Genomic DNA, 25,278 nt, shown 5'->3' with positions numbered 1-25,278 from the left:
CTCTCTTTCATTTTTCCCCCCTGCCCCCTTGCCCCGCTTCACCGGGGGCAATGGGGTGCCCTGCGGCCACAAAAATTCCGATGTCCCTCAAAAGGTCACATTTGTACCGTGTCTTTTTAGGGCTGCGGCCCACCCGTTTCAGCGGCAGTTTGGAGCTCAGCTCTTTTTGACAAAATCCCTGCCGCAGCGAGAACAGTGGATCTGGATCTTCCCCCGCCCGCGGGGGACCCGCAGCTTCTGCCCACAGCCGGGGCACTTGAAGATGCGGTAGGCGCGGCGGGCCTCCTTTTCGGCGCGGCGCTGAGGGGCTTCGGCGGCATGGAGGGCCGCCCTCCTCGCCGCCGGGGAAAACCAGCCGAGAAACCACCGGTCCTCCCGCTCCCTGGCCTCGGTGTTTTTGGAGAGCATCCGCCAGAAGGCAAAGAGCCAGAGCGCCCAGCAGATCCAGAGCACCCAGCGCTGCCCCAACAGCTGCCCCACAAAGGAGAGCAGGGCCCCCACCGCCACCAAAAAGAGAGAGAGGCCGTCCACCCCTCGCCGCCCAGCCATAAACTGGCGGATCCGCCCCCAAAGGCCGCCCATCGGCATCGCCGTTTCCCCCTTCTCTCGCCGGTCCAGCAGACCGGCCAACTGATTGTTTAGTATAGGGGATAATTTTGACCTGCCTGCGAAAAAATTGTGACCAAACTGTGTTCTCCCCCGCACCCCGCCTGCAGGGGGGCGCACCGTTCTCCCCCGCTTTACATACTGTGAACCATCGGGCCGCCCGGCCTGCGGGCAGGGGCGGCGGAAAGGCGGGATGAAGCGATGAAAGTAAGACTGCGGGCCCTGGCCGTTCTGGCGGCTGTGGGGCTCTGTCTCGGCGCGGGGGGGACCGCCCTGGCCGCCGAGGGACCCCTGCCGGCGGCAGCGCGGGCGGTGGGCACCTTGGAGGAGTTAAAGGCCGCTCTGGCGGCCCCCGGCAGCGACAACATTGTGCTGACGGCAGCCATTCAGGTGACCGAGCTGCTGCCGGTGAATGGGGAAAAGGCCCTCTCGGCCCAGGGGGGCGGGCTGACCCGGGCCGCCGGAGCCACCGGCGGGCTGCTGGCGGTGCAGCCGGGGGCCTCCCTCACCCTGGAAAATCTGCAAATCGACGGCAACCGAGCGGCCGGAGCGGCGAACGCCGCCCTGGTGCAGGTCGGCGCCCCGGCCACCCTGACCCTGGGCAGCGGCTGCACCCTGCAAAACAGCCTGGTACAGGGCACCGGGGCCAGCGGCGGCGGGGTCTTTGCCACCGGGGCCGGGGCCAGCGTCACGGTACAGGAGGGGGCTGTGGTGCAAAACTGCAGCTGCACCGGCCGGGGCGGGGGCGGCCTTGCCCTGACCCAGGGCGCCGTTCTGACCATGAGCGGGGGCAGCGTCTCCCAGAACAGCGCCGCCAACTACGGGGGCGGGGTCTATCTGTTGGACGCGGGCTTCTCCATGAGCGGGGGCGAACTGATTGGCAACAGCGCCGCCAGCGGGGGCGGAGTGGCCCTCTTTGGCAGCGCGGTCGACCCCGCTGCCGGCAGGGCCCAGCTCTCCCTGACCGGCAGCGCCCGCATTGCGGGCAACAGCGCCGCCACCACCGGCGGGACGGAAGTCGGCTACGGCGGGGGCGTCTATCAGGCCGGGGGCAACCTGGTCATCGACTCCCCCGAGGCGGTGGTGGAGGAAAATACCGCCGCCAGAGAGGGGGGCGGCCTCTATCTGACCTACTACCCCACCTCCCCCTATCCCGAGGGGATCCTCTCCCTCAAACAGGGGACGGTGCAGAAAAACACCGCCCTCTACTGGGGCGGCGGCATCTCCAGCCGGGAGGGGCTGCTGCGGATGAGCGGCGGCCTGGTCGCCGAAAACCGGGTGCTGACCACCGCGGAGACCACCGCTTCCGGCACCTTCTACGGGGGCGGCGGCATCTCGGCCGAGGCCGCCACCGGCTTTGGCGGGGTGGGCCAGGTGGAGCTCACCGGCGGCACCATCCGCCAAAACAGCGCTGAAAACTGCTACGGCGGGGGGCTTTTCTGCTGGGGCAGCAACGAGACCGACGCCCCGCCCCTGCTGGCAGGGACCGATATTCTGCAAAACAGCGCCAAGTACGGCGGGGGGATCGCCAATGCCGGGCGGGCCTCCTCCCAAAACGACACCGTCCTGCGGATGACGGGGGGCCGGGTGGAGGAGAACACCGCCACCGCCGACGGGGGCGGCGTCTACAACGCCGAGATGCCCTATGCCTCCCGCCCCACCGGCGACAAGGTGCAGGTGCAGTTTGACTTTGAAGGGGGCTCCATCCGCCAGAACAGCGCCGGCGGGCTGGGGGGCGGGGTCTACAACGCCCGGGGCCGCACCCCTGCCAACCCCAACGACGGCCAGACCTCGGTCGGGCGGATGGCCTTCGCCATGTCCGACGCGGCCCTGCTCTACGGCAACACGGCGGGCAGCGGCGGGGACGACGCCTGGAACGACAACGGGGTGATGGTGCTGCGCAGGAGCTACGGCCCCGACAGCCAGGGCCTGCCCTTTGCCGGCTGGTTTGCCGACGACCCCGGCCACCGCTACACCGCGGGGGACACCGCCCTGGCCCCCGACAGCTCCCCCCTCAACCGCACCGGGGAGGAACTCTCCTCCCTCACCGGCGGGTTTGCCGAGGACGGTGCGGTGGACGCCTACGGCGTCAAGGCGGTCTGGGCCGCCACCGTCCCCCCGGGGCCGGGCATCGACAGCATCTGGCTGATCCTCGGCGGGCTGGTCCTCCTCTTCACCCTGCTTGCCATCCTGCTGTGCTGCCGCCGGCCGCAGCAGCATTGCGGCTGCCGAAAATAGAGGGGACTTCTCCCCCTTCCCCCTTGACTTGGAGCGCACTCCAGGTGCTATGGTGAAAGCGGCGGCGACACAGCCGCCGGAAGGAGGAGACGCCATGTCTCACAGGGAATTTTCCGACCCCTTTTCGCTGGGGGAGCGCGACCCGGAATTCGCCGCCCTCTTTGCAAACTTCGCCTTTGACGAGGCGGCCCGCCAGGGGGAGCTGGACGGCGCCACCCGGATGCTGGCGGTGCTGGCCGCCCTTCTGGGCTGCGGGGGCCACGACTGCTTTGCGGACCTCGTCCCCGACGCCCTGGACGCCGGGCTCACCCCGGTACAGCTGAAGGAGGTCGCCTACCAGGCCACGGCCTATCTGGGGTTGGGGCGGACCCTCCCCTTTCTGCGCGCCCTCAATGAAGCGCTCTTCAAAGAGGGGGTCCCCCTCCCCCTGCCCGGCCAGTCCACCACCGCGGCCGAAACCCGGCGGGAGGCCGGGACCGCGGCCCAGGTGGCCATCTTCGGCGAGGGGATGACCGACTTCTGGCGCTCGGGGCCGGAGGAGAGCCGCCACATCAACCGCTGGCTGGCGGCCAACTGCTTTGGCGACTACTACACCCGAACAGGGCTCGACCTGCGCCAGCGGGAACTGATCACCTTCTGCTTCCTGGCCGCCCAGGGCGGCTGCGAGCCCCAGCTAAAAAGCCATATCGCCGCCAACCTGCGGCTGGGGACCGGGCGGCACACCCTGATTGCCGCCCTCTCGACGGCCCTGCCCTACATCGGTTATCCCCGCAGCCTGAACGCCCTGCGCTGCATACAGGAGGCGGCGGCCCCCCAAAAATAGCTGCCCGCCAAAGAGAGAAGGCCGGACGACCTACGGGTCGTCCGGCCTTCCTTCTGCCGTTGGGCCATTCTGTCACATCAGCGGGGCAAAGGCCCGCAGACAGGCCCGCCCCAACTTTTTAGGCCAGGGCACATTGCGGCAGTCGTCCAGGGTGATCTCCTGGCACTCCAGCAGGGTGCGGAGGAATTCCTCCTTGATTTGAAGGACGCTGCGGGTGCGGTAGAGCCAGGCCGCGCACTCGAAGTGGAGGTAGAGGCTGCGGTAGTCCATGTTGATGGTCCCCACCACCCCGTACTCGTCGTCCACCGAAAAGGTCTTGGAGTGGATGAAGCCCGGGGTGTACTCGTAGATGCGGACCCCGCACTCCACCAGCGACTCGTAGTAGGCCCTGGTGACGGCGTGGACATACCACTTGTCGGCGATATGAGGGGTGATGATCCGCACGTCCACCCCGCTCTTGGCGGCAATGCAGAGGGCGGTGACCATCTCGTTGTCGATGATGAGGTAGGGGGTGGTGATGTAGACGTAGCGCTTTGCCTTGTTGATGAGGTTTAGATAGACCGTCTCCCCCACCGCCTCGTCGTCCAGAGGGCTGTCGCAGAAGGTCTGCACATAGCCGTCCTCGGCGGACAGATGGCCGTCTCGCTCGGCGTCGTAGAGGTAGGGGGCAAAGTCCTCGGTCTCGCCCCGGGTAAAATCCCAGACGGTGAGAAACATCACCGTCAGGTTGTCCACCGCCCGCCCCCGCAGGAGGATGGCCGAGTCCTTCCAGCGGCCGTGCTTCTCGTAGGCATTGATGTACTCGTCGGCCAGGTTGATGCCGCCGGTAAAGCCGGTGTGGCCGTCGATGACGCAGATCTTGCGGTGGTCGCGGTTGTTGAAGCGGCTGCTGAGCACCGGCACAAAGGGATTGAAGACACAGCTCTTGATGCCCAGCTGTTCCAGCTGGCGGTCGTAGCGGTAGGGCAGGGTCATGATGCTGCCCAGGTCATCGTACATCACCCGCACGTCCACCCCCTGGGCGGCCTTGCGCACCAAAATCTCGAGGATGCTGTCCCACATCACCCCCGGCTCGATGATGAAGTACTCTAAAAAGATGAAGCGCTCGGCCCGCTCCAGCTCGGCCTTCATCCGCTCGAACTTGCTCTCGCCCGAGGGGAGGAATTCGCTGTAACTGTCCTTGGTGAGGGGGGCGTAGGCCCGCTTTTCAATGTATCTGGCCTGATTGGCCGCCTCAGGGCTCTCCCTCTCCAGCTGGCGCAGCACCGGGTTTTCGGCGGGGAGGAGCTGGTGCACCTCCTCCCGCAGGGGGGCCATCTTCTTTCTCTCCCGGCGGGAGAGGTGGTTTTGCCCGAACATCAGGTAGAAGAGCCCGCCGAAGATGGGGAAGAGGAGGATGGGGATGAGCCAGGCAATCTTGTAACCGGGGTTGCTGCGGCCGTTGATGATGGCCAGCACCACCAGCAGGCTGAGCAGAAAACAGACGGCGTAAAAATAGACGAAGTACCGCTCGAACCGGACCAACATCACCACCAGCAGCGCCAGTTGCAGGAGGATGGCCGCCCCCACCAGCACCACCCGGTGAAAGAGCATCCGCACCATCTTCTTCATCTCTCAAAACCCCTTTTCACGGAATATAGGGCCAGCATACCACCCAGCGGCGATCTCTGTCAAACCGCGTCGAGCCCGGCGGCGGCCAGGGCTTTTGCCAGGTGGCGGCGGTAGAGGGCCCGCAGGGCGGGCAGCTCGGCCAGCCCCCGGCAGACCGGGCGGACGGCCAACCCCATCCCCCGCAGGCGGGAGAGCCAGCTGTCGGGCCCCGGGCCGGCCATCTCCCGCCGGGTGTGACCGCCGGCACAGACCAGCAGGGAGGCCAGGGCGCAGCGGCGATATCCCGCCCGCAGCAACTGCCGCCCCGCCGCCTCGGGGCCGCCGTTTACCATGGCGCCCAGCGCCACCTGCTGGGGCAGGGCCGCCGCCAGAGGCCGGTAGGGGCCCATCCCCGCCGCACGGCTGCCGTGGGCCATCAGCACCAGGCCCTCGCCCTCCTCCAACAAAATCCCCTCGAGCAGGGCCTGTGCCACCTGGGTACAGTCCTCCCCGCTGGAGAGAAGGGGGCGGGCCACCGCCAGGGCCGGCAGCCGGGGGCGCAGGGCGGACAACTGGGCGGCGAGGTCGTCGTACTCCCCCCCGGCGGCCAGGTGGGTGGGGAGGACGGCCAGCGCCCCCCCTTCCGCCGCCAACTCCGCGAGGGCGGCGGGGAGGGGGGGGGTGGGGTGCCCCTGCTCGGTGAGGGCTGCCGCCAAGCGGCTGCTGGCAAAGGCCCGCCGCACCGACCAGCCGGGGAAGGCGGTCGCCAGCTCCCCTTCCAGCGCACCGGCGGCGGGGGCGTAATCCGCCCATCGGGCAGTGCCGAACCCCGCCAGCAGAATGGTCTTTTTCACCTGCACCCCTCCCCTCTCTCGACCGATCACTGCCTCTAGTGTACGGGCGGGCGGCCCGGTTGTCAACGGGCGGGCGGTTGCCTTTTGCGGGGAATGGGGGTATGATATCTTCATTGTTTCCCGGGGCGCGCACCCCGGTGAGAGAGGAAGGTTGCCCTGTGAAAAACCCCACTGCCATGCAGTATTTTGAGTGGTATCTCCCCGCCGACGGCCAGCTTTGGCGGCAGGCCGAGGCCAAGGCCGCCCGGCTGGCGGCCGACGGGGTCACCGCCCTCTGGCTCCCCCCTGCCTACAAGGGGGCTGCCGGCAAGGAGGACGTGGGCTACGGCGTCTACGACCTCTACGACCTGGGGGAGTTTGACCAGCGGGGGACGGTGGCCACCAAGTACGGCACCAAGGCCGAGTACCTGGCGGCAATCAAGGCCCTGCAGCGGGAGGGGATCGCCGTCTGGGCCGACGCCGTGCTGGACCACCGCATGGGTGCCGACGGCACCGAACAGGTGCCCGCCACCCCCTACGACTGGGTGGACCGCTACCGCCAGACCGGCCCGGCCCGCACCATCTCGGCCTGGACCTCCTTCACCTTCCCCGGCCGGGGTGGGCGCTATTCCGACTTCTGCTGGAACTGGGAGCACTTTGACGGCATCGACTGGGACGACGCCACCGGCGAAAAGGCCATCTTCAAGTTTCAGGGCAAGGAGTGGGACAGCGAGGTCGATTCGGAAAACGGCAACTACGACTATCTGATGGGGGCCGACGTCGACCTGGGCAACCCCCAGGTGGTGGAGGAGTTGACCCGCTGGGGGCTGTGGTACCTAAATGAGACCGGGGTGGACGGCTTTCGCATCGACGCGGCCAAGCACATCCGCTTCACCTTTTTCCGCGATTGGCTGCACGCCCTGCGCCGCCTCACCGGCAAGCCGGTCTTTGCCGTGGGGGAGTACTGGAACCAGAGCGCCGACGCCCTCTGCCACTACATCGGGGTCACCGGCGGCTCCCTCTCCCTCTTTGACGTGCCGCTGCACCAACAGTTCTGTCAGGCCTCCCACAGCGGGGGGGGGGGGTTCGACATGGGCTCCCTGGGGCAAAACGCCCTGGTGCAGCGGGCGCCCCAGTTGGCGGTCACCTTTGTGGACAACCACGACACCCAGCCTGGTCAGGCGCTGGAATCCTGGGTGGACGGGTGGTTCAAACCCCTGGCCTACGCCTACATCCTCCTGCGCAGCGAGGGGCTGCCCTGTGTCTTTTACGGCGACTACTACGGCATCCCCCACGACGGGATCGCCCCGGTGGGCCAGCCCCTCTCCGCCCTCCTCTGGGCCCGGCAGACCTGCGCCTGGGGCCCCCAGATCGACGCCTTTGACGACCGGGACGTGGTGGGGTGGAGCCGCCAGGGCGACCCCCGCCACCCCGGCTCCGGCCTCTGCGCGGTCCTGACCGACGGCCCCGGCGGGCAAAAGCGGCTCTTTGCCGGGCCGAACCTGGCGGGCAAGACCCTGGTGGACTGCCTGGGCGGCCGGGGGGAGGAGATCGCCGTGGAGGCCGACGGCTGGGTCACCCTGCCGGTCGGCGGCGGCTCCTGCTCGATCTGGGTGCAAAAGGAGACCTGGCTGGCCCGACCCCAGACCCCCAGCGCCCAGCGCTGAGCAACCAAAGGAGGTTTTTTCTGTGCCCCAGTACATCATCGACGCCCACACCCACATCTTCCCCCGAAAAATCGCCGCCAAGGCGGCCTCTTCCATCGGGGAGTTTTACAGCCTGGACATGCAGTTTGACGGGATGACCCACGAGCTGCTGGAGGAGGGCGACCGCTGCGGCGTGGCCCTCTTTCTGGTCTGTTCGGTGGCCACCAAGGCCGAACAGGTGTCCTCCATCAACGACTTTGTCGCCTCCAAGGTAAACCTGCACCCCGACCGGCTCATCGGCCTGGGGGCCCTGCACCCGGAGATGGAGGACCCCTATGCCGAAATCGAGCGGATCATCGCCCTGGGGCTGCGGGGGATCAAGCTCCACTCGGACTTTCAGTGCTTTGACATCAACGATGAGCGGATGATGCCGGTCTACCGGCGGCTGGCCGAGCGGGGACTGCCCGTCCTCTTTCACACCGGGGACGCCCGTTACGACTACTCCCGCCCGGAGAAGCTGGCCCGGGTGGCGCGGGCGGTGCCCGAGCTCACCTGTATCGGCGCCCACTTCGGCGGCTACCAGCGCTGGGAGGAGGCGGCCCAGACCCTCTGCCTGCCCAACGTCTACGTGGACTGTTCCAGCAGTCTCTTCGCCCTCGGGCGGGAGGAAGCGCTGGCCCTCATCGACCGCTTTGGCCCCGACAAAATCTTTTTCGGCACCGACTTTCCCATGTGGGACTGCGCCGCCGAGCTCGATCGCCTCTACGCCCTGCGGCTGCCCCAGGAGACATTGGACAAGATTTTCTGGCAGAATTTCTGCCGCCTCTTCTCGGTGCCGGTCTCCCGGCTGGAAGACTACTACCGCGCCCATCCCCAGCCCCGCTAGGGCCTGTCCCCCCGGCGGCCAAAAAGACGGCGGCCCCACCGTGCCGCCCGGTCTGCCGCTCTATCGGGACCGCTTGCCCCGGCCCCGCTCCTTGCTGCCGCAAAAGAGCGCGCAGCAGACAAATCCCACCAAAAATCCGCCCCAGGCGCAGAGCACCCCGATCCAGATCGTCACTTTTCCCTTCCCCCCTTCGGCGGGCCGCCGGACGGCCCCTCTGACTCAGTATATGTGGAGAGAGGAGAAGTGTCCCCGCATTTTGCGCATCTTGGGCAAGAGAAGCCGCCGCCCAGGGGAGAAATTGCCCTTTTTCGGGAAAAAAGGCCGCTTTCCTTCCCCTGGGGGCTGTGCTATAATTGGGATACTTGCAGACAAGGCAGGGACTGCGCAATATGAGAAAGAGGGTCTTTGAGCGATGAATATCGTAGTGGTCGGCTGCGGCAAGGTCGGTTCGAGCCTGGCCAAAAAGCTGCAGCGCGACGGGCACGACGTGGCCGTTGTGGACGAGGTGGAGGAGCGCTTCGAGCGCCTGGGCGAAAGCTTCGACGGCATCACCGTGGCCGGGGTGCCCTTTGACGAGGAGGTCCTCAAGGCTGCCGGCATCGAGGGGTGCGACGCCCTGGCCGCCGTCACCCAGGACGACAACATCAACATCATGGTGGGCCAGGTGGCCAGAGAGCTCTTTTCGGTGCCCACCGTCATCACCCGCATCTACGACCCCGCCCGCAAGGACGTGTTCGTCCACTTCGGGCTGCACACCGTCTGCCCCACCAACCTGACGGTGGACGCCATCACCCAGTCGCTGACCACCGGCGCGGCGCGGCAGTACGCCACCTTCGGCTCCACCACCCTCTCCTATGTCTACCTGCCGGTGGAACCCGGCCAGGTGGGGCGGCAGACCGACTGCCTGTCGCTGCAGGCGGGGCTGCAGCTGTTGGGGGTTTTGCACGGCGACACCACCATGGAGCTGTGCTGCCGCAACCCCATCGCCCTGCGCCCGGGGGACACCCTGATCGCCGTAAAAATCGTCGACTGAATGTGAGAGAAGAGGGAACAAGATGAACGTCGTTATCGTTGGCGGGGGAAAAATTGGCCTCTATCTCGCCGAAACACTGCTCAACCACGGCCACCGGCCCCATGTGGTGGAAATCGACAAGCGCACCTGCGCCCACCTGGCCGACGCCCTGGACATCCCCATCATCTGCGGGGACGGCACCACCATCGAGGCGCTGGAGAGCGCCGACGTGGGGACGGCCGACGCCCTCATCAGCGTCTCCGGGCGGGACGAGGACAACCTCATCTCCTGCCAGCTGGCGAAGATGAAATTCGGGGTCAAAAAGACAGTCGCCCGGGTCAACAACCCCCGCAACCTGCGGGTGATGAAAAAGTTGGGGGTGGACGTGCCGGTCTGCACCACCAACAACATCGTGCGGGTCATCGAGCACGAGGCGGACAACGCCCAGATCAAGCTGCTCATGAGCCTCAACGCCGGGGCGGCCTCCCTCAACGAGATCGTCATCCCCGACCACTTCCCCAAGGCCGGGCAGACCCTGGCCGAGATCGGCCTGAGCAAGGACGTGGTGGTGGTCACCATCACCCGGGGGGAGGAGATGCTCATCCCCCGCGGCGAGACCACCCTGGAGAGCGGTGACAAGGTGATGGTCATCGCCAAAAACCACTCCCTCCACGACATCAACGAGCTCTTCGGCAGATGAGATAAAAATGAAAAAAGAGGGCGGAGCGGCCGCAAAAGCCGCTTCGCCCCCTCTCTTTTTATCGGTAGCCGTAGAGGCCCCGCACCGAGGCCTCGCCGCTGCAGACCGGCACGACCCGTCCGCCGATCTCCACCAGGAGCGAGCCGTCCTCCCCCACGTCCACCGCCCGGCCCACCGCCTCGCGCCCCTCCCAGAGGACCCGCACGGTGCGATCCAGGGTGGCGCTGCGGGCCCGGTAGGCGGGAAGGAGGGAGGGGAGCCCCTGGGCGAAAAACTGCTCGATGCGCCGGTCGCAGTGGGCCAGCACCTGCACGGCCAACTCCCGTGGGGCGAGGCGGACGCCGCACTCGCTCAAGAGGGAGCCCCCGTGGGGCAGCTGCCGGCGGGCAAAGTCCTCCGCCGTCTGGGTCAGGTTGACCCCGACGCCGCAGACGGCGGCCGTCTCCTCCCCCACGACCCCCTCGCAGAGGATGCCGCAGACCTTCTTGCCCCACACCACCAGGTCGTTGGGCCACTTGATCTCCGTCCGGCAACCGGCGGCCTCCTCCAGCGCCTCGGACACCGCCAGGCCGACGCAGAGGGGCAGGGCCGCCACCTGCCGCAGCTCGATGCCCTTGAGGACGAAGGAGAGGGCCATCCCGCTGTCGGCGGTGTCGGCCCAGCTCTTGCCGCGGCGGCCCCGGCCCGCCGTCTGCCGCAGCGCCAGCACCGCCGCCCCGTCGGGCAGGTCGGCCAGGTGGGCCTTGCAGTGGGTGTTGGTGGAGCCCAGTTCGGCAAAGACCCGGGGGGCCCGCTCCAGCCGGCTCATCCGCGCACCTCCGCCACGCTGAAGAGGACGCCGCTCTCCCGCACATCCAGCACCCCGTAGGTGGGCGGTCCCTCCTTCGGGTGGGCGATGCTGCCGGGATTGAGGAGATAGATCCCCTCCCTGTACTCCTGGCAGGGGGTGTGGCTGTGGCCGAAGAGGACCACGTCCGCCCCCAGCTGCCGGGCCTTGTCCCAGAGGTGGTCGGTGCTGAACTTGGCCCCGTAGTGGTGCCCGTGGGTAAAAAAGAGGGTGTGTCCCTCCACCTGCCGGGTCTGTTCTGCCGGCTCCTCGCTGCCGAGATCGCAGTTGCCCCGCACCGCCCAGAACTGCAGCTGCGGGTGGTTTTGCCGCAGGGTCTGCAAGGTGCCCTCGCTGTCCCCCAGGTGGATGTAGACGGCGCACTCGGGGTGGTTGCGGATGACCCGCTCCATCCCGCCGAGCTTGCCGTGGTTGTCCGAAAAGACGATGAACTTCAAACCCCTGCCCCCCATCTGCCGGGCGGCGCCCGGCACACTCTTTCTGACCCCTACTCTAACACAAAAACGCCCCGGTGAAAAGAGAGGCTTCCTTTCACCGGGGCGTGTTCGCTCCGCCCTGCGCTCAGCTCTTCTTGACCCCCATGCGGGCCAGGGTCTCGGTGGCCTGGGCGGTCGCGGCGGCCAACAGGGCCTCCTGCGGGCCCTCGGCCAGGGCGTAGAGGGCCTCCAGGTCCCGCTCCATCTTCGGCAGGTGGGCGAGGATGTCGCCGCCCCGGCCGTTTTGGCGGGCGCACTCCAGCGCCTGCACAGCGGCTCCCTGCCAGTCCAGCAGGGGCTGGGCCAAGGGGGGCAGCCGTCCCCCCAGGGCGCGGGCCAGGGCCGCGCACTGGCGCAGCTGGCTGTAGAGGGCACAGAGGTCCTCCCTGTCCACCGGCAGGATGAACGCCCGCTGGATCATCAGGTAGCCCTGCCCGTCCTCCCGGGGGGCGGGTTTGCCCCGGCAGAGGGCCGCCAGCTCCTCCAACACCTGCTCCACGCAGGAAAAGAGCCTGTTCTCACTTTTCAGATGCATTGTTTTTTCCTCTCCCAAAACGATTTGGGCGGGCAGAGAAGCGCCTTCCCGCCCGCATACCCTCTATCTCTATGCCCTCTGCCGGCGGGATATGACGGGGAATGCTCACAGCCGGATGAGAAATTTGGTGAGGAAGAAGCCCAGCACCCCGCAGACGGGAAAGGTGTAGAGCCAGCCCTTGAAGATGTCCATGACCACCGAGACGTTGACCTTTTTCACCGACTGGCGGGCGCAGGCGCCGACAATGGCGGTGGTCTTGATGTGGCTGGTGCTCACCGGCACCCCGGTGAGGCTGGCGGTGAGCAGCCCCACCGAGGAGGCCACATCGGAGGCGAGGCCCTGGTACTTCTCCATCCGCACCATGTCCATCCCCACCTTTTTGATGATCTTGAATCCCCCCATCAGGGTGCCCACCGTCATCACCGCCGAGACGGTGACCAGGGCCAGGGCGCCGATCTCCCCCACCGCATAGCGGTAGGCGCCCAGGAATTTGAGGCCGTCCTGGGCGCCGTGGAGAAAGGCGGTGCAGCACAGAAAGGCAACCTGCCCCCGGTCGATGGCCCGCTCGGTGCGAAAGCGCCCCCGGCCGTCGGCCAGCAGGGCGAGGATGGCGGCCACCAGATACCCGGCGATGAAGCCGAAGGCCACCGAGATGACAAAGCCCTTGAGCACCTTGGCCCACTGGGCAAGATCCACCGACTGCAGCGACCAGTTGACCGCCAGGGCCCCGCCGGTGAGACCGGCGATGAGGCCGTGGCTCTCGGAGGTGGGGACCCCCAGCGTCCAGCCGAAAAAGCCCCAGAGGGCGATGGTGAGAAGGGCGGCCAGCACCACCGCCTGCCCCGCCCCGGCGGGGATGCGCACCAGGGAGGAGATGGTGTCGGCCACGCTGGAATTGAGCCGGTACATCACCAGCACCCCCAGAAAGTTGCAGACCCCGCCCAGGGCCGCCGCGGTGACGGGGCGGAGGGCCCGGGTGCAGACCGCGGTGGCCATGGCGTTGGGCGCGTCTGTAAAGCCGTTGATAAAGACGGCGGCGGCGATCCCCAAAAAACAGAGCAGTTCCATCCCATCCCCCTCTCGCCAAAAGGCGGCGGCGCACCGGCCCGGCGCCGCTCACCCTACTTATATGTCGCCCCCGGCGGGGCCAGAACCGGGGGCAGAGGAGGCAGAAGGCGCAAAGAGAGCGGGCAGACGGTCTCTTGTCTGCCCGCTCCTTCCCCCCCCCTTTGCCGGGGGCGCTACCGCCCCTCTTGCAGGGCGGTGTAGATCTGCGATTTGCGGTGGCCGGTCTGGCGGGCGGCCTCCTTGCAGGCGGCGGTGGGGGCCTGTCCCTCCTCCACCAGGCGGCGGGCCAGGGCGACGGCCTCTTCCAGGGCGACTTGGACGGGGCGGGGCGGGGTATAGCCCTCCACCACCAGCACGTATTCCCCCTTGGGGGAGTGGTCGGCATAGTGTTCCAACGCGCCGCTGAAAGTGGTCCTCACCACCTCTTCGTGGAGCTTGGTCAGCTCCCGGCAGAGGGCGACCCGGCGATCCCCCAGCCCCTCCTTCAGGTCCTGCAGGGTGGTGAGGAGTTTGTGGGGCGCCTCGTAAAAGACGAGGGTGTGGCGCATCTGGCGGATCTCCTCCAGGTGGGCCAGCCGGTTTTTGCGGGTGGTGGAGAGAAACCCCTCAAAGGAGAAGCGGCTGGTGGGCAGCCCGCTGACGGCCAGGGCGGCGATGACCGCGCTGGGCCCGGGCACCACCTCGATCTCCACCTCCCGCTCCCGGCAGAGGCGCACCAGGTCCTCTCCCGGGTCGGAGATGCAGGGCATCCCCGCGTCGGTGACCACAGCGCAGCTCTCCCCGGCGAGGATCCGGCCCACGATCTCCTCCCCCCGGGCGCGGATGTTGTGCTCGTAGTAGCTGACCATCGGCTTTTTCACCCCGAAGCGGTTGAGGAGCTTGAGGGTGACCCGGGTGTCCTCGGCGGCGATGAAATCGCAGGTTTGCAGCACCTCCAGCGCCCGGGGGGAGAAATCTCCCAGGTTGCCGATGGGGGTGCCCACCACATATAACTTTGACACGTTGCTCTCCTCCTCACAGGGGTTTGTAAAGGCTGTTTAGGGCGGGGTTGGGGGCGCCGTCCGCCCCCTGGGTGTACAGGCAGCCCTCCACCTGCAGGGAGGGGCGGCCCCCCTTGCGCCCCTCCGCCAAAACGAGCCAGGGGGCGCTGCCGGGGCGGCCCCCCACCAGCTGCAGCCGCTTGGGCTCCAACCCCGCGCCGCGCAGGGCGGCAAAGACCTCCGCCAGCCGCTGGGGCCGCTGACAGAGGCAGAACCGGCCGCCGCTGCGCAGCAACCGGGCCGCGCTCCGGCAGACCTCCTCCAGGGTACAACTCCCCTCCTGCCGGGCCAGGCGGGCGCTGGCAGAGGCCCCGGCCGGACCGGAGTCCGCCCGGAAATAGGGCGGATTGCAGGTGACCAGGTCAAAGGCCCCGGCGGGGAGAAGGCCCTCCAGCCGGCGCAGGTCGGCCTCCAGCGGGTAGAGGGGCGGGTTCCCCGAGCGGACCACCGAGCGGGCGAAGAGCCGGACGGCCGCCGGCTGCAGCTCGACCCCGTCCACCCGGGCGGGGCGGAAGTCCCGCCAGAGGAGAAAGGGGACGATGCCGCAGCCACAGCCCAGGTCGGCCACCCGGTCGCCCCGGCGGGGGGCGGCAAAGCGAGCCAGCAAAAAGGCGTCGAGGCCGAAGCGGTGCTCGCCGTCCACCGACAGGAAGAGGCCCCCGCCCAGCGCCTCTTCCCCCTGTGTTTTCGCCATCTTTTCGCCCCCCTTTTCGGGCATAGAGAAGCGGGCGGCAGACATCACTGCCCGCCGCCCGCTGATATGCATGATGTGCTGTTTCCTACTCCGCCTGGGGAGCGCCCACCGGGCAGACGCCAGCGCAGGAGCCGCAGTCGATGCAGGTGTCTGCGTCGATCACGTACTTGCCGTCGCCCTCGGAAATCGCGTTTACGGGGCAGGCCGCCTCGCAAGCGCCACAGCTGATGCAATCGTCATTGATCTTGTAAGCCATTGGAATTCCACCTCCCTCATGTTACCCCTATTCTAACATACTTTCGCGAAATTACAAGAATTATTCGGCAACTTTTTTGTCGCCTTTATGGCCGCCCTGGCGGCCCCCATCCCGGGCCTTTCCGGCGCGGATGACGGTGACGTCCTCCCTCTGGAAAACCTTGGGGGGCGCGGCTTCATCCTTCTGCAGGCTGACCTTCAGCCGCCCGGTGATGACGTTTGCCTCGGTGACCACGCCGGGGCCCTCGGCGGTCTTGACCAGGGAGCCGGGGCGGGGGGTGAGGCGGCCAAACTCCTCATACCCCTTCTGCTCGTACTTGAGGCAGCACATCAGCCGCCCGCAGGTGCCGGAAATCTTGGTGGGATTGAGGGAGAGGCCCTGTTCCTTCGCCATCTTGATGGAGACCGGCTGGAACTCGCCCAGGAAGGTGGAGCAGCAAAACGGCCGCCCGCAGACCCCCAGGCCCCCCAGCATCTTGCTCTCGTCGCGCACCCCGATCTGCCGCAGCTCGATGCGGGTGCGAAAGACCGAGGCCAGGTCCTTGACCAACTCGCGGAAGTCGACCCGGCCGTCGGCGGTGAAGTAAAAGAGGATCTTGCTGCCGTCAAAGGTGTACTCCACGTCGATGAGCTTCATGTCCAGGTGGAACTTCTCGATTTTTTTCAGACAGACCGCATAGGCCTCTTTTTCCTTTTTCCGGTTGCGCTCGAGCTTGTCCAGGTCCTCCTGGGTGGCAGCGCGCACCACCTTTTTCAGGGGCTTGACGATGGTGCCGTCGGCCACCTGTCGGTTGGCCATGGCCACCTGCCCGCACTCGACGCCGCGGGCGGTCTCCACGATCACCCGGGAGCCCTTGGGCATCTGCACCCCGTCGGGGTCGAAATAGTATACTTTGCCCACGTTTTTAAAACGCACGCCAATTACTTCTGCCATCTTGCAATCACTGCCCTCCTTCGTGTGCCGCCCGGGCCAGCCGGTCGCTGAGACTGGCCTGCAGGAGCGACAAATTGCAGTTTCGCTGTAAGGAGACCCTGCCCCGGGCGATTTCCCGGTAGAGGGCCTCGGTGTTCAGGTGAACGATCTCCCCGTCCGCCTTCATCCGCAGGGGGAAAGGGGGGACTTTGCCCAAAGCCAAGCGCTGGCAGTAGGGCAGCAGCTGGGTCAGCTCTTCGAGCAGGGCGCCCATCTCGTCCCGGTTTTTGGGGCGGTAAAGGTCGGCCGCCACCGCCGACAGGCGGCGCTGGGCCAGCGCCCCCAGCAGATCGAGGGCCGCCTGCACCTTTGCCTGCAGGGCCGGCCCCTCCTCCTCGCTCAAATAGCGGGCGACCGAGCCGATGGCCCCGCCGAAGAGGTGGGCGGCAAAGGCGGTCTCCCCGCCGCCCTGGCCCTGGCCGGCAAAGTGCTCGATGCACTCCTCGGGCGAGGGGGGGAGGATGGAGAAACAGATCACCCGGGAGAGGACGGTGGGCAGCAGGGCCTGCCGGCTCTCGGCGGTGAGGAGGAAGAGGGCGTGTTCCGGCGGCTCTTCCAGCACCTTGAGCAGGGCGTTCTGGGCCTGGGGGGTCATCTCCCCCGCGCCCCCGATGAGGATGATCTTCTTCTCCCCCTCGTTGGGGCGGAGGTAGATGTCCTCGATGATGGCGCGCACCTCGTCCACCGAGATGCTGCTGCGCTCCCCCGAGGTGACCACCCGCAGGTCGGGGTGGCTTCCCTCCTCCACCTGGCGGCGGATCCGCTCCGCCTGCCCGGCCGGTTGGTCCTGGCAGAGGACCTGGGCAGCAAACAAAACAGCAAGGGTGTATGTACCGCACCCTTGCTGGCCCTCAAAAAGCATGGCATGGGGCAAACGCCGCGCGTCGATCATGGCGCGCAGCGTTTGCAAAACCAGGGGATTGCCCTTAAATTCGGATGTAAAATCAGTACTTTTCAAATCTGGAGACATCGGTCACAAAGATGGTGGCGCCGCCGACGGTCACCTCGATGGGGTAGGCAGAGGACAGTCCCGCGCCATAGGCGATGGAAGAGGGGACGATCTGGGTGCGGCGCTTGCTGTTCTCCTCGATGATGCCCAGCACCTGCTCGACCTTTTCGTCGTCTGTACCGATGATGAAGGTGGTGTTGCCCGCCAGCAGGAAGCCGCCGGTGGTGGCGAGTTTGGTGACCGAGAACTTCTCCTTGGTCAATGCGCTTTGGACCGCGCTGGAATCGTCTTTGTTTACGATAGCAAATATCAGTTTCACGATATGGCCCTCCTTTAACTGGGTGATAAAAGGTGCTTCCTTTGGTATCTCCATTCTACCATCATCCGCTGCAAAAGGCCATAGGTTTTTGTCAGAAATGCAAAAATTCTTCGCCCGCACGGCCCCTCTTTTTGCCGGGTCGATGCGCGCCCCCTTGACAGAGGCGGGAAATGGGAGTATCTTCTTGTTTAACAACTTAGTTAAATATGGATTTGAAGAAGGGATGTGTTTTTATGGGACTGCAGGAGACGATGCGGGCACTGGCCGACCCCACCCGCCGGGAAATTTTGGAGCTGGTGCGGGACCGCCCCCTTCCCGCCGGGGAGATCGCCGTCCACTTCGCCTGTTCGGGTGCGGCCGTCTCCCCCCACCTGTCGGTGCTGCGGGCGGCGGGCCTCTGCCGCGCCCAGAGGGAGGGGACATACATCTACTACCAGGCCGACCTCTCGGTGGTGGAGGAGCTGCTCCACTGGGCGGCCGGTCTCACCGGGCGAGTGGTCGCCGCCCCCCAAGGCGAGGAGGTCGAGGGATGAAGGGGCGCGACGGGCGGTTCTGGCTGCTTATCGCCCTTATGCTGGCGGCCGCCCTCTGCTGCCTGCCCTTCCTGCCCGCCGTCATCCTCGTCCAATGGAACGACAGCGGGGTGAGCGGGAAGGCCAGCCGGTTGCTCCTGCTGGCCTTCCCCGCCCTGGCCGCCGGCTTTCACCTGCTCCGCCGCGCCCGGCTCTCCTCGGGCGGTCAGGGGGGAATGGGCCCCTCCTGGGGGGCGGCCCTCCTCCTCTTTGGGGTACAGCTCCTCCTCACCGGAAATGGGCTGGAACTCTGGGAGATCACGCGGGCCGACAGCCGGTTGTTGCTGCCCCTGGCAGACTTGGCAGTGGGTTCCCTGCTGCTCTGGTTGGGCAACGGCCTCCCCAAGGCAAGGCGGGAGAGTGGCCGCGGCGTCAAGGCCCCCGCCGCCCTCATCGACCGGGAAAACTGGCGCCGCACCCAGCGCTTTGGGGGGCGCGTCTGGTTTGCCTGTGGACTGGCCTCCCTCCTCGCCGCCCTGCTGCCCGCCCCCTGGAACGGGGCGGTTCCTCTGGCGGCCGTTTTGACGGCTGCCCTTCTCCCCCGGCTGTACAGCGCCGCCATCTTTAAAAACAAATAGTATAAATAAATCAAAATATACAGAATCAAAAAAAGCAAGCTGCTCCATTGCGCCACACCCTCTGTGGCAGGAGGTCTCCCCTTGAAGAGCAGTTCCCACTCCCTCCGCAGCCAAGTGCGGCGCTTTGACCCTCTATGACACCCCGTTGCAAAAGCTGAGACCCTCTTTTGCAATCTGTATCTGAACATCAATTTGGGCCGCCCCCATCTGGTGGCGACCGACGAGCTGTCGGGGGCAGCCCTGCTGGTCTTTCACGGGGGCAACTCGACCGCTCCCTACAACCCGTTGGTCTGTCGGCTTCCCGCCGCCAACTTTCACCTCCATGCGGTGAGGGACGTAGCCACCCGAGAAAGAGCGCCGAGACCCGCTTTCCTACCCACGTCCGGTGTCGAGCCGTTTTGGGCTGGGATTTACACAGATGTGCTGCCTGGGCGGCCCCCTCGGCGCTGGGGTGTTGGACAAACCGATCTGCCCACCTCCCAAACAGGTAAAGTGGGTGGTCCTCCAGATGTCGCGAACATCCCAAACGCCCTGCCCCTAGAGGCGACCTCCATGCCGGCACCCCTGATTTCGTGCCGGTTGACCTGCAACCGCCATGTCAACAAGCGCCCCTCCCCCGTCCATCGCCGAGAAAGCGCTGGATGCCGCCCCCCTGAAGGCGGTGAAGACGGGCTTGATTGCGTCAAACCCAGGATGGGGCTGCCCGGCAGCGTCGGCCCCCGGCAGGTAGAGCGCTGTACCGCCCCCACCTCAGTGCTGGCTGGAAAGCGCGACCCTCTTTCCCCCGCCCGCAAGGTGCCGCCCCGAGCGAGGCGATTTCGCCTGCCACACCGTCTATTGACAGGCCGGCGCCACACCAACGCCCTGACCGAGGAGAGGGAAAAAGGGAAACCACCTCCTCTTGAAAGGGGTAAAATTCCATTTGCGCGCAAAAAAGGCCGGCAGAGAGGGCCCTCTCTGCCGGCCTTTTGGCCGCTTTCATCAGACGTAGGAACGGCGGACCGACCCGTCCACCGAGGAGGGGACGGTGTCGAAGGAGACGATGTCCCCGGGCGCGCACTCCACCTTGGTGACATCCACCATGGTGGACTCGTAATCCACATAGCCCAGGATGCGGGCGGGGCGGCCCTTGACATCGCAGGTGAGCCGCTTCTGACGGGAGACCCGGCGGATGGCCGCCCGCAGCGCCGAGAAGAAGCCCCGCCCGGTGAGGAGGGTGCGGGCGTTTTCGGCGGTGAGACCGTCGGCCAGACCGGCGGGCACCAGGGCGATCTTGGTGGGCCGCTTGGTGCGGTAGGTGCGGCCATAACCCACGTGGTAGCCGGCGGGCACCCAGCGCACGTCGCAGACCTCGCTGCACAGCCGCCCCACCTTTTTAAAGCCCCAGCGGTCCTTCACCCCGCTCAGCCGTCCCATGAGGGCGCTGCCGCAGCGCACCGCGTCCAGCCGCAGCCAGGGGTAGAGCAGGGCGGGCAGGGTGCCGGCGGCGTGCACCACCCCGTAGGAGATCCCCTCCCGCCGCAGGGCGGTGAGCATCTCCTTGAGGGTCTCGTACTGCCGCCGCACCTGCTTTTCCTTTTTGCACTCGCTGCCGGAAATGTGGGCGTAGACCCCGGTGAGCACCAGGTTGTCCAGGTACTTGGCGGCCTGCACCGCCTTGCTCACCTCTTCGGGCAAAAAGCCGAAGCGGCCGTTTCCGGTGTCGAACTTGAAGTGGATGCGCACCTTTTTGCCTGCCTTGCCGGCGATCCCCGAGAGGACCACGGCGCTGTCGTAGGAGCCAACGGTGGCCACGATGTCGTGGCGGACGATCTCCTCGGCCGCGGCCTCGGTGGAATAGGGGGTGAGCAGCAGCACATCCAGCCCGGCGATGGCGTTTTTCACCCGCACCGCCTCCTCCAGCCGGGAGACGGCCACCAGCCGGATCCCCTCGGCAAAGAGGAGCTTGGCCATCTGGGTGTCCCCCGCGCCGTAGGCGTTGCCCGAGAGCACCGGGATCACCGCCGCGCGCCCCACCGCTTTTTGAAAGGTGTGCAGGTTGTGCAGCACCCGGTCGGTCTGCACCATCAGCGTCGTCATGGCCCGTTTCCCCCTTCTGTCGGCCCGCCGTGGGCCGCATTCCGTTCAAGGCGATTATACCACCCGACCCAAACCCCGTCAATTCGACGGTCCGCCCTCTCCCTTTCCGTGCTGCAGATCCCAGTTGCGCTCCAGCGGGCGAGGACCGCGAAAGCCAAAGGCCCGCCCCTTGCAGAGGGGGCGGATCTCCTCCCGGCTCACGCGGGGGAGGCAGTCCTCCAAAAAGGGGGCGAGAAAGGTCTCCTCTGCCCCGGCGTTGAGGGGGCAGGACAACTGGCACTGGTCGCACCCCCAGAGGAGGGGGCTCCCCTTCACCAGCGCCGCCTCCGCCGGGGTCAACTCCCCCTTTTTCTGGCTGATCGCCGACAGGCAGTTTGCCGCCTCCACCCGGCCGCCCGCCAGGCAGCTGCCGGGGCAGGTGCGGCTGCAGCGCCCACAGTGGAGGCAGTCGCCCCCGTCGGGGCCGCTGCGGGACGGCAGGGGGAGGGTGGTGACGATCTCTCCCAAAAAGACATAGCTGCCCCAGCGGAGAGTGATGAGCAGGCCGTTGTCCCCCTGCACCCCCAGGCCGCAGCTGGCGGCCAGCCCCACCTCGTCAAAGGGGGAGGCGTCCACAAAGGGGAGAGAGACGCCCCCCCAGCGCGCGGTGAGGCGGTCGCAGAGCGTCTGGAGAAGGGAGAAGCAGACCCTGTGGTAGTCGGCCACTGCCGCGTAACAGGAGAGGTTGCCCCCAAAGGCGGCCTCCACCTTGTAGGGGAAGGCGAAGATCGCCAGGGCGGCGGCCTCCTTGGGGATGAGAGAGGCCCGGCGGCAGGGCAGTTCCGGGCGCACCAGTTCGGGGCGGTAGGGCAGCACGCCCCAGGGCAGCCGCTCCAGCCCGGCTTCCTCTAAAAGCCAAGAAATTGCCGTTTCCAACACCGTTCCCCCCTTTCTCCACAATTATACATCGGGTAATTCCACCGTTTCAACCGCTTTCTCCACATTGATGGTCGCAAACCCAATCCCCACCCCACCAGTTTTCCACATTTTCCACACAGTTTTCCACAGAAGTTGGGAAAAGGGGCGTTTCTGAACATTTGATGAAGAAGTTATTACTTTGCGTTGATTCCCCTTCTCCCCCGGCGGGGGATTGGGTATACTGGTCACAGCGCGGGATCAGCAGATCCATTTTGCCGCCCTGCACGGCGCGCTGCCGTGTGGGGCCGGAACGGGAGAGTGAAAAAATGGAACCCATTTTACAGGTGCAAAACCTCCACAAGAAAATCGGCAAGAAAGCCATCATCCGGGACGCCAGCTTTGCGGTGATGCCCGGGGAGATCATGGGCTTTTTGGGGCCCAACGGGGCCGGCAAGACCACCACCATCAAGATGATCCTCGGACTGCTCAAGGTGGACAGCGGTTCCATCCAGATCGGCCCCTACGACGGGGTCAAAGACCCCGAGCGCGCCCGCTCACTGGTGGGCGGCATCATTGAAAACCCCGAGATGTACGGCCACCTGACCGGCCGGCAGAACCTGCAAGTCTACGCCAACATGTGTCAGGGGGTGAGCCGGGAGCGCATCGACGAGGTGGTGCGGCAGGTCAAACTGGAAAACCGCATCGGCGACAAGGTGCGCCGCTACTCCCTGGGGATGCGGCAGCGACTGGGGGTGGCCCAGGCCATCCTCCACCGGCCCAAGCTGTTGATTTTAGACGAGCCCACCAACGGCCTGGACCCTGTGGGCATCAAGGAACTGCGGGACACCCTGCGCCAGCTGGCCGACGAGGAGGAGGTGGGGGTGCTCATCTCCAGCCACCAGCTCGCCGAGATGGAGCTGATGTGCGACCGGGTCTGCATCGTGGACGCCGGGCAGATCGTCGCGGTGCGGGACCTGCGGGCCGAACGCGCCTCGGCAGGGCAGAGCGACCAGTCGGTGCCCACCCTCTGGGAGGTGAGCGACCCCCAGCGGGCCGCCGAACTGCTGGCCGCCCTCTTCCCCCAGGGGGAGATCACCCCCGCCGCCGGTGGGGTACAGCTCAGTTGCAGCCGCAAACAGCGGGCCGCGGCTGTCCGCCAGCTCTGCGAGAGCGGGGTCGAGGTCTACTCGGTCATCCCCCATCGCACCTCCCTTGAGGAGCTGTTTTTGGAAACCACCACCGGCTCCAAGGGCCAGATCCAATAAGGGGGACGCGAGAGATGAAAAAGATAACGGCACTCGTCCACAACGAGTTCATCAAAGAATTTTCCAAAAAGAGCCTGCTGGTGATCCTGGCCCTGGTGCTGGCGCTGGCGGCAGCCTTCCCCTTCCTCTCCAGCCGCAGCTGGGGCGGCGGGGACGACTCGGAATACCTGGAGCGGCAGTTGAGCTGGAACGAGGAGAGCATCGACACGGCCAAGAAGACCGGCGACAAGTCCATGCTCGCCTACTTTGAGGCCGAGCGGGACGCCCTGCTGATCCAAAAGGAGCTGGGGGTCACCCGCTACTCCGACTACCGGATGGACCTCATCAACCAGTACAGCGCCCTCCTGCAGAGCCAGAAGGCGGTGGAGATGGCCAGCCAGGGCTCCCTGGGGGGCGACAGCTACCTGCAACTGCCCCCCGAGGCAGCCGGACTGGACAGGGAGGGGCTCAAGGGCCTGGCCGGGCAGATCGGCGCCAAGGTGCAGCGGCTGCTCACCGTGCTGCGCAGCGGCGACCCCATGCAGGTGGCCGGCTACAACCTGGAAGCCCAGCAGGTCGCCCTCCAGAACGATCTCGACCAGCAAAAAGCGGCCGAGGCGGCCGCCAAGGCAGACCCCAAAGACGAATTTCTGGCCCGCGAGGCGGAGGCGGCCAAAAAGACCGCCGAGATGCAGCGGGCCCGGGTCGCCCTCTACCAGTACCGGGTGGACCACAAGATCGGCTACGGCGAGGACGACTACCGCTCCGCCAGCTTGCAGCAGATGGAGCAAAACCTCTCCCTGCAGTACGAGATCCCCCTGGATGAACAGCAGTTCCTCTCCTCCCAAAAAGGCGGGCAGTTTGCCGCCAACATGAGCTATCAGCAGTACCTGGAGAACCTGGAGAAGGCCGCCCAGGAGTCCGCCGAGGAAAACCAGGTGCTCCAGTACGGGCTGGACAACGGGGTCCCGCCCCTCTACCAGTCGCAAAAGGACCCCCGCACCGCGGCCATGAACATCCTCAACCTGGGGATGCTGGTGTCCATCGTGGCGGTCATCCTGGGGGGCAGCTCCATCGCCCGGGAGTTCTCCTCCGGCTCCATCCGCCTGCTGCTGACCCGGCCGGTGCGCCGCTGGAAGGTCTACCTGGGCAAGTACCTGACCATGGTGCTGGTGAGCGCCGGCCTCTACCTGGCTATGTTCCTGGCCATGGTGCTCTCCTCCGGTCTCCAACTGGGCTTTGGGGGCTTTGCCTCCCCGGTGTTGGCCTTTGCCGGCGGCCGGGTGGTGAGCTACAACTTCTGGGCCTACTGCCTGCCGCGGATGGCCTACGCCTTCATCGGCATCCTCTTCACCGGGAGCCTGGCCTTCTGCCTGTCGGCCCTCACCCGCAACACCGCCGTGTCGGTGGCCCTGCCCATCGCCGCCAACATGGGGTACTCCCTGGTCTTTCAGCTCTGCCTGGCCCTGCGGCTCTACTTTGTGCGCTTCACCCCGGTGCCCTACATGGACATGGGCAGTTTGATGGGGCCAAACGCCGCCTACCAGAACAAGATGCTGCTGCAAAACTACGGGTTCCAACTGGACCCCCTCTACGGCGGGATCATGATGATGGCCTTTGTCGCCCTCTTCTACCTGCTGGGGCTGTGGGCCTTTGCCAAACGGGACGTGACCAACTGACCGGCGTATAAAAAAGGGGACCTGCCGAGTGCGGGTCCCCTTTCCCCGTCCCCTTAAAGAGACCCCCCTTCCCGCCGGGCGGGGGAAATGCTATACTGGTATTCTCCCGGCTGCGGCCGGGACCCGATTTTACCCCGCAAAAAGGAGCGAATGGCTTTGAAGAGATCACTGAACAGCCGGTTTTTGCCGCTGGCACTGGCGGCAGCGCTGGTCCTGGGGGCCTTTACCGGCTGCGACAAGGGCGGAGAGCCCCCCGCCCTGGAGGGCACCCCGCCCCAAATCGAGCTGGACGGCTACACCCTGACACTCAGCCAGACCACCCTGCAAGAGGTGTTGGACGCCGGTTTTGAGAAGGTGGAGCGGCTGGGCTTTGAGGATGAGACCATCCCCCCCTACACCTTCAGCAGCGACCTGTACTACCTGGCCCGCGCCGGGGAGGACGGCCAGCTGGTGGAGTACGCCGGGTGGGGCCTCTGCAACACCACCGGCAGCACCCAGGCCACCGAGGCCTGCACCCTCTGCTCGGTCTACTGGCAGCTGGCGGTGGGCGGCGAACCGCTGCCCGGCAAACTGCTCATCAACGGGCTGGACTTTCAGAGCCTGGCCGCTGAGGACGTGCGCCAGACCCTCTCAGAGATGGAGGTGGTGCGGGACCAGGGCGGCTCCCTGGCCCTGCAGGACGGCAGCTTCACCTACCAGTTCTCCTTCGGGATGGACGGCAGCATCGAGAGCCTGGAGA

At 66.4% G+C, this 25,278-nt stretch carries 27 protein-coding genes; 11 read left to right on the top strand and 16 right to left on the bottom strand.

Annotated elements, in window-relative coordinates:
- Nucleotides 1-156 precede the first annotated feature (156 nt).
- The gene (locus GT748_RS12725; protein ID WP_052537718.1) at nt 157-588 is read right to left on the bottom strand and encodes a hypothetical protein; all 432 of its coding nucleotides are present in this window, start codon (nt 586-588) and stop codon (nt 157-159) included.
- Between the two features lie 219 nt (nt 589-807).
- Here GT748_RS12725 and GT748_RS12720 point away from each other — a divergent pair, with 219 nt between their 5' ends.
- Nucleotides 808-2,844, top strand: coding sequence for a right-handed parallel beta-helix repeat-containing protein (locus tag GT748_RS12720; RefSeq protein WP_161213609.1), 2,037 nt, complete (start codon nt 808-810; stop codon nt 2,842-2,844).
- Between the two features lie 94 nt (nt 2,845-2,938).
- Nucleotides 2,939-3,667 carry a carboxymuconolactone decarboxylase family protein gene (locus GT748_RS12715; protein ID WP_044993283.1) on the top strand — a complete coding sequence of 243 codons (729 nt, stop codon included), beginning with the start codon at nt 2,939-2,941 and terminating at the stop codon, nt 3,665-3,667.
- Nucleotides 3,668-3,739: 72 nt separating this feature from the next.
- Here GT748_RS12715 and cls read toward each other — a convergent pair whose 3' ends face one another.
- Both cls and GT748_RS12705 read right to left on the bottom strand, forming a co-directional pair.
- On the bottom strand, nt 3,740-5,278 hold the full coding sequence (gene cls, locus GT748_RS12710; protein WP_021661073.1) for a cardiolipin synthase: 1,539 nt from the start codon (nt 5,276-5,278) through the stop codon (nt 3,740-3,742).
- 59 nt (nt 5,279-5,337) lie between these two features.
- Complete coding sequence (locus tag GT748_RS12705) at nt 5,338-6,111, bottom strand: sirohydrochlorin cobaltochelatase (RefSeq protein WP_161222358.1); 774 nt, start codon at nt 6,109-6,111, stop codon at nt 5,338-5,340.
- 158 nt (nt 6,112-6,269) lie between these two features.
- Here GT748_RS12705 and GT748_RS12700 point away from each other — a divergent pair, with 158 nt between their 5' ends.
- The 4 genes from GT748_RS12700 to GT748_RS12685 all read left to right on the top strand — a co-directional run bounded on the left by GT748_RS12700 (nt 6,270) and on the right by GT748_RS12685 (nt 10,334).
- A complete protein-coding gene (locus tag GT748_RS12700) occupies nt 6,270-7,757 on the top strand; it encodes an alpha-amylase (RefSeq protein ID WP_368034543.1) in 1,488 nt (495 codons plus the stop codon).
- Nucleotides 7,758-7,779: 22 nt separating this feature from the next.
- Nucleotides 7,780-8,622, top strand: a complete 843-nt coding sequence (locus GT748_RS12695; protein ID WP_021661077.1) for an amidohydrolase family protein — start codon at nt 7,780-7,782, stop codon at nt 8,620-8,622.
- Between the two features lie 412 nt (nt 8,623-9,034).
- Nucleotides 9,035-9,655, top strand: a complete 621-nt coding sequence (locus tag GT748_RS12690; RefSeq protein WP_021661078.1) for a potassium channel family protein — start codon at nt 9,035-9,037, stop codon at nt 9,653-9,655.
- Between the two features lie 22 nt (nt 9,656-9,677).
- A complete protein-coding gene (locus GT748_RS12685; RefSeq protein WP_021661079.1) occupies nt 9,678-10,334 on the top strand; it encodes a potassium channel family protein in 657 nt (218 codons plus the stop codon).
- 58 nt (nt 10,335-10,392) lie between these two features.
- Here GT748_RS12685 and GT748_RS12680 read toward each other — a convergent pair whose 3' ends face one another.
- The 10 genes from GT748_RS12680 to GT748_RS12635 form a co-directional block, all read right to left on the bottom strand.
- Nucleotides 10,393-11,142, bottom strand: a complete 750-nt coding sequence (locus GT748_RS12680; RefSeq protein ID WP_021661080.1) for a biotin--[acetyl-CoA-carboxylase] ligase — start codon at nt 11,140-11,142, stop codon at nt 10,393-10,395.
- Complete coding sequence (locus GT748_RS12675) at nt 11,139-11,618, bottom strand: YfcE family phosphodiesterase (protein WP_044993307.1); 480 nt, start codon at nt 11,616-11,618, stop codon at nt 11,139-11,141. Before GT748_RS12675 ends, GT748_RS12680 begins: the two co-directional genes overlap by 4 nt.
- A 124-nt stretch (nt 11,619-11,742) precedes the next feature.
- Nucleotides 11,743-12,192, bottom strand: coding sequence for a hypothetical protein (locus GT748_RS12670; RefSeq protein ID WP_021661082.1), 450 nt, complete (start codon nt 12,190-12,192; stop codon nt 11,743-11,745).
- 105 nt (nt 12,193-12,297) lie between these two features.
- Entirely contained in the window at nt 12,298-13,260 is a 963-nt protein-coding gene (locus GT748_RS12665; RefSeq protein WP_021661084.1) for an inorganic phosphate transporter, read from the bottom strand.
- 173 nt (nt 13,261-13,433) lie between these two features.
- Nucleotides 13,434-14,261, bottom strand: a complete 828-nt coding sequence (gene rsmI, locus GT748_RS12660) for a 16S rRNA (cytidine(1402)-2'-O)-methyltransferase (RefSeq protein ID WP_044993287.1) — start codon at nt 14,259-14,261, stop codon at nt 13,434-13,436.
- Nucleotides 14,262-14,274: 13 nt separating this feature from the next.
- Nucleotides 14,275-14,994, bottom strand: a complete 720-nt coding sequence (locus GT748_RS12655; RefSeq protein ID WP_052537721.1) for a tRNA1(Val) (adenine(37)-N6)-methyltransferase — start codon at nt 14,992-14,994, stop codon at nt 14,275-14,277.
- 85 nt (nt 14,995-15,079) lie between these two features.
- On the bottom strand, nt 15,080-15,250 hold the full coding sequence (locus GT748_RS12650; RefSeq protein WP_021661087.1) for a DUF362 domain-containing protein: 171 nt from the start codon (nt 15,248-15,250) through the stop codon (nt 15,080-15,082).
- Between the two features lie 60 nt (nt 15,251-15,310).
- Nucleotides 15,311-16,183, bottom strand: a complete 873-nt coding sequence (locus tag GT748_RS12645) for a PSP1 domain-containing protein (protein WP_021661088.1) — start codon at nt 16,181-16,183, stop codon at nt 15,311-15,313.
- 7 nt (nt 16,184-16,190) lie between these two features.
- Entirely contained in the window at nt 16,191-17,132 is a 942-nt protein-coding gene (locus GT748_RS12640; protein ID WP_161213607.1) for a hypothetical protein, read from the bottom strand.
- 34 nt (nt 17,133-17,166) lie between these two features.
- Nucleotides 17,167-17,490, bottom strand: coding sequence for a cyclic-di-AMP receptor (locus GT748_RS12635; RefSeq protein ID WP_044993289.1), 324 nt, complete (start codon nt 17,488-17,490; stop codon nt 17,167-17,169).
- 233 nt (nt 17,491-17,723) lie between these two features.
- Between GT748_RS12635 and GT748_RS12630 the strand changes: the two genes are divergently transcribed.
- Both GT748_RS12630 and GT748_RS12625 read left to right on the top strand, forming a co-directional pair.
- The gene (locus tag GT748_RS12630; protein WP_161222356.1) at nt 17,724-18,023 is read left to right on the top strand and encodes a metalloregulator ArsR/SmtB family transcription factor; all 300 of its coding nucleotides are present in this window, start codon (nt 17,724-17,726) and stop codon (nt 18,021-18,023) included.
- The gene (locus GT748_RS12625; protein ID WP_161213605.1) at nt 18,020-18,640 is read left to right on the top strand and encodes an SdpI family protein; all 621 of its coding nucleotides are present in this window, start codon (nt 18,020-18,022) and stop codon (nt 18,638-18,640) included. Before GT748_RS12630 ends, GT748_RS12625 begins: the two co-directional genes overlap by 4 nt.
- 981 nt (nt 18,641-19,621) lie before the next feature.
- On the opposite strand, the gene GT748_RS12620 is transcribed toward GT748_RS12625, so the two are convergent.
- From GT748_RS12620 to GT748_RS12610, 3 genes are all read right to left on the bottom strand, one after another.
- A complete protein-coding gene (locus tag GT748_RS12620) occupies nt 19,622-20,719 on the bottom strand; it encodes an alanine racemase (protein ID WP_021661094.1) in 1,098 nt (365 codons plus the stop codon).
- Nucleotides 20,720-20,797: 78 nt separating this feature from the next.
- Nucleotides 20,798-21,634, bottom strand: coding sequence for an epoxyqueuosine reductase (locus GT748_RS12615; RefSeq protein ID WP_161213604.1), 837 nt, complete (start codon nt 21,632-21,634; stop codon nt 20,798-20,800).
- A gap of 49 nt (nt 21,635-21,683) precedes the next feature.
- Entirely contained in the window at nt 21,684-21,887 is a 204-nt protein-coding gene (locus GT748_RS12610) for a hypothetical protein (protein ID WP_143161670.1), read from the bottom strand.
- A 55-nt stretch (nt 21,888-21,942) separates the two neighbouring features.
- Between GT748_RS12610 and GT748_RS12605 the strand changes: the two genes are divergently transcribed.
- From GT748_RS12605 to GT748_RS12595, 3 genes are all read left to right on the top strand, one after another.
- A complete protein-coding gene (locus GT748_RS12605; protein WP_021661097.1) occupies nt 21,943-22,881 on the top strand; it encodes an ABC transporter ATP-binding protein in 939 nt (312 codons plus the stop codon).
- Nucleotides 22,882-22,895: 14 nt separating this feature from the next.
- A complete protein-coding gene (locus GT748_RS12600) occupies nt 22,896-24,539 on the top strand; it encodes an ABC transporter permease (RefSeq protein WP_021661098.1) in 1,644 nt (547 codons plus the stop codon).
- Between the two features lie 156 nt (nt 24,540-24,695).
- A partial coding sequence (locus GT748_RS12595; RefSeq protein WP_161222355.1) for a hypothetical protein occupies nt 24,696-25,278 on the top strand: 583 nt, incomplete at its 3' end.

Origin of the sequence: Bittarella massiliensis (ex Durand et al. 2017) (genome assembly GCF_009876955.1) — a bacterium.
GTDB classification, from domain to species: Bacteria; Bacillota; Clostridia; order Oscillospirales; family Ruminococcaceae; genus Bittarella; species Bittarella massiliensis.
Note: the sequence above shows the minus strand (reverse complement) of the source record. Positions and strands in the feature narration are given on the sequence as shown.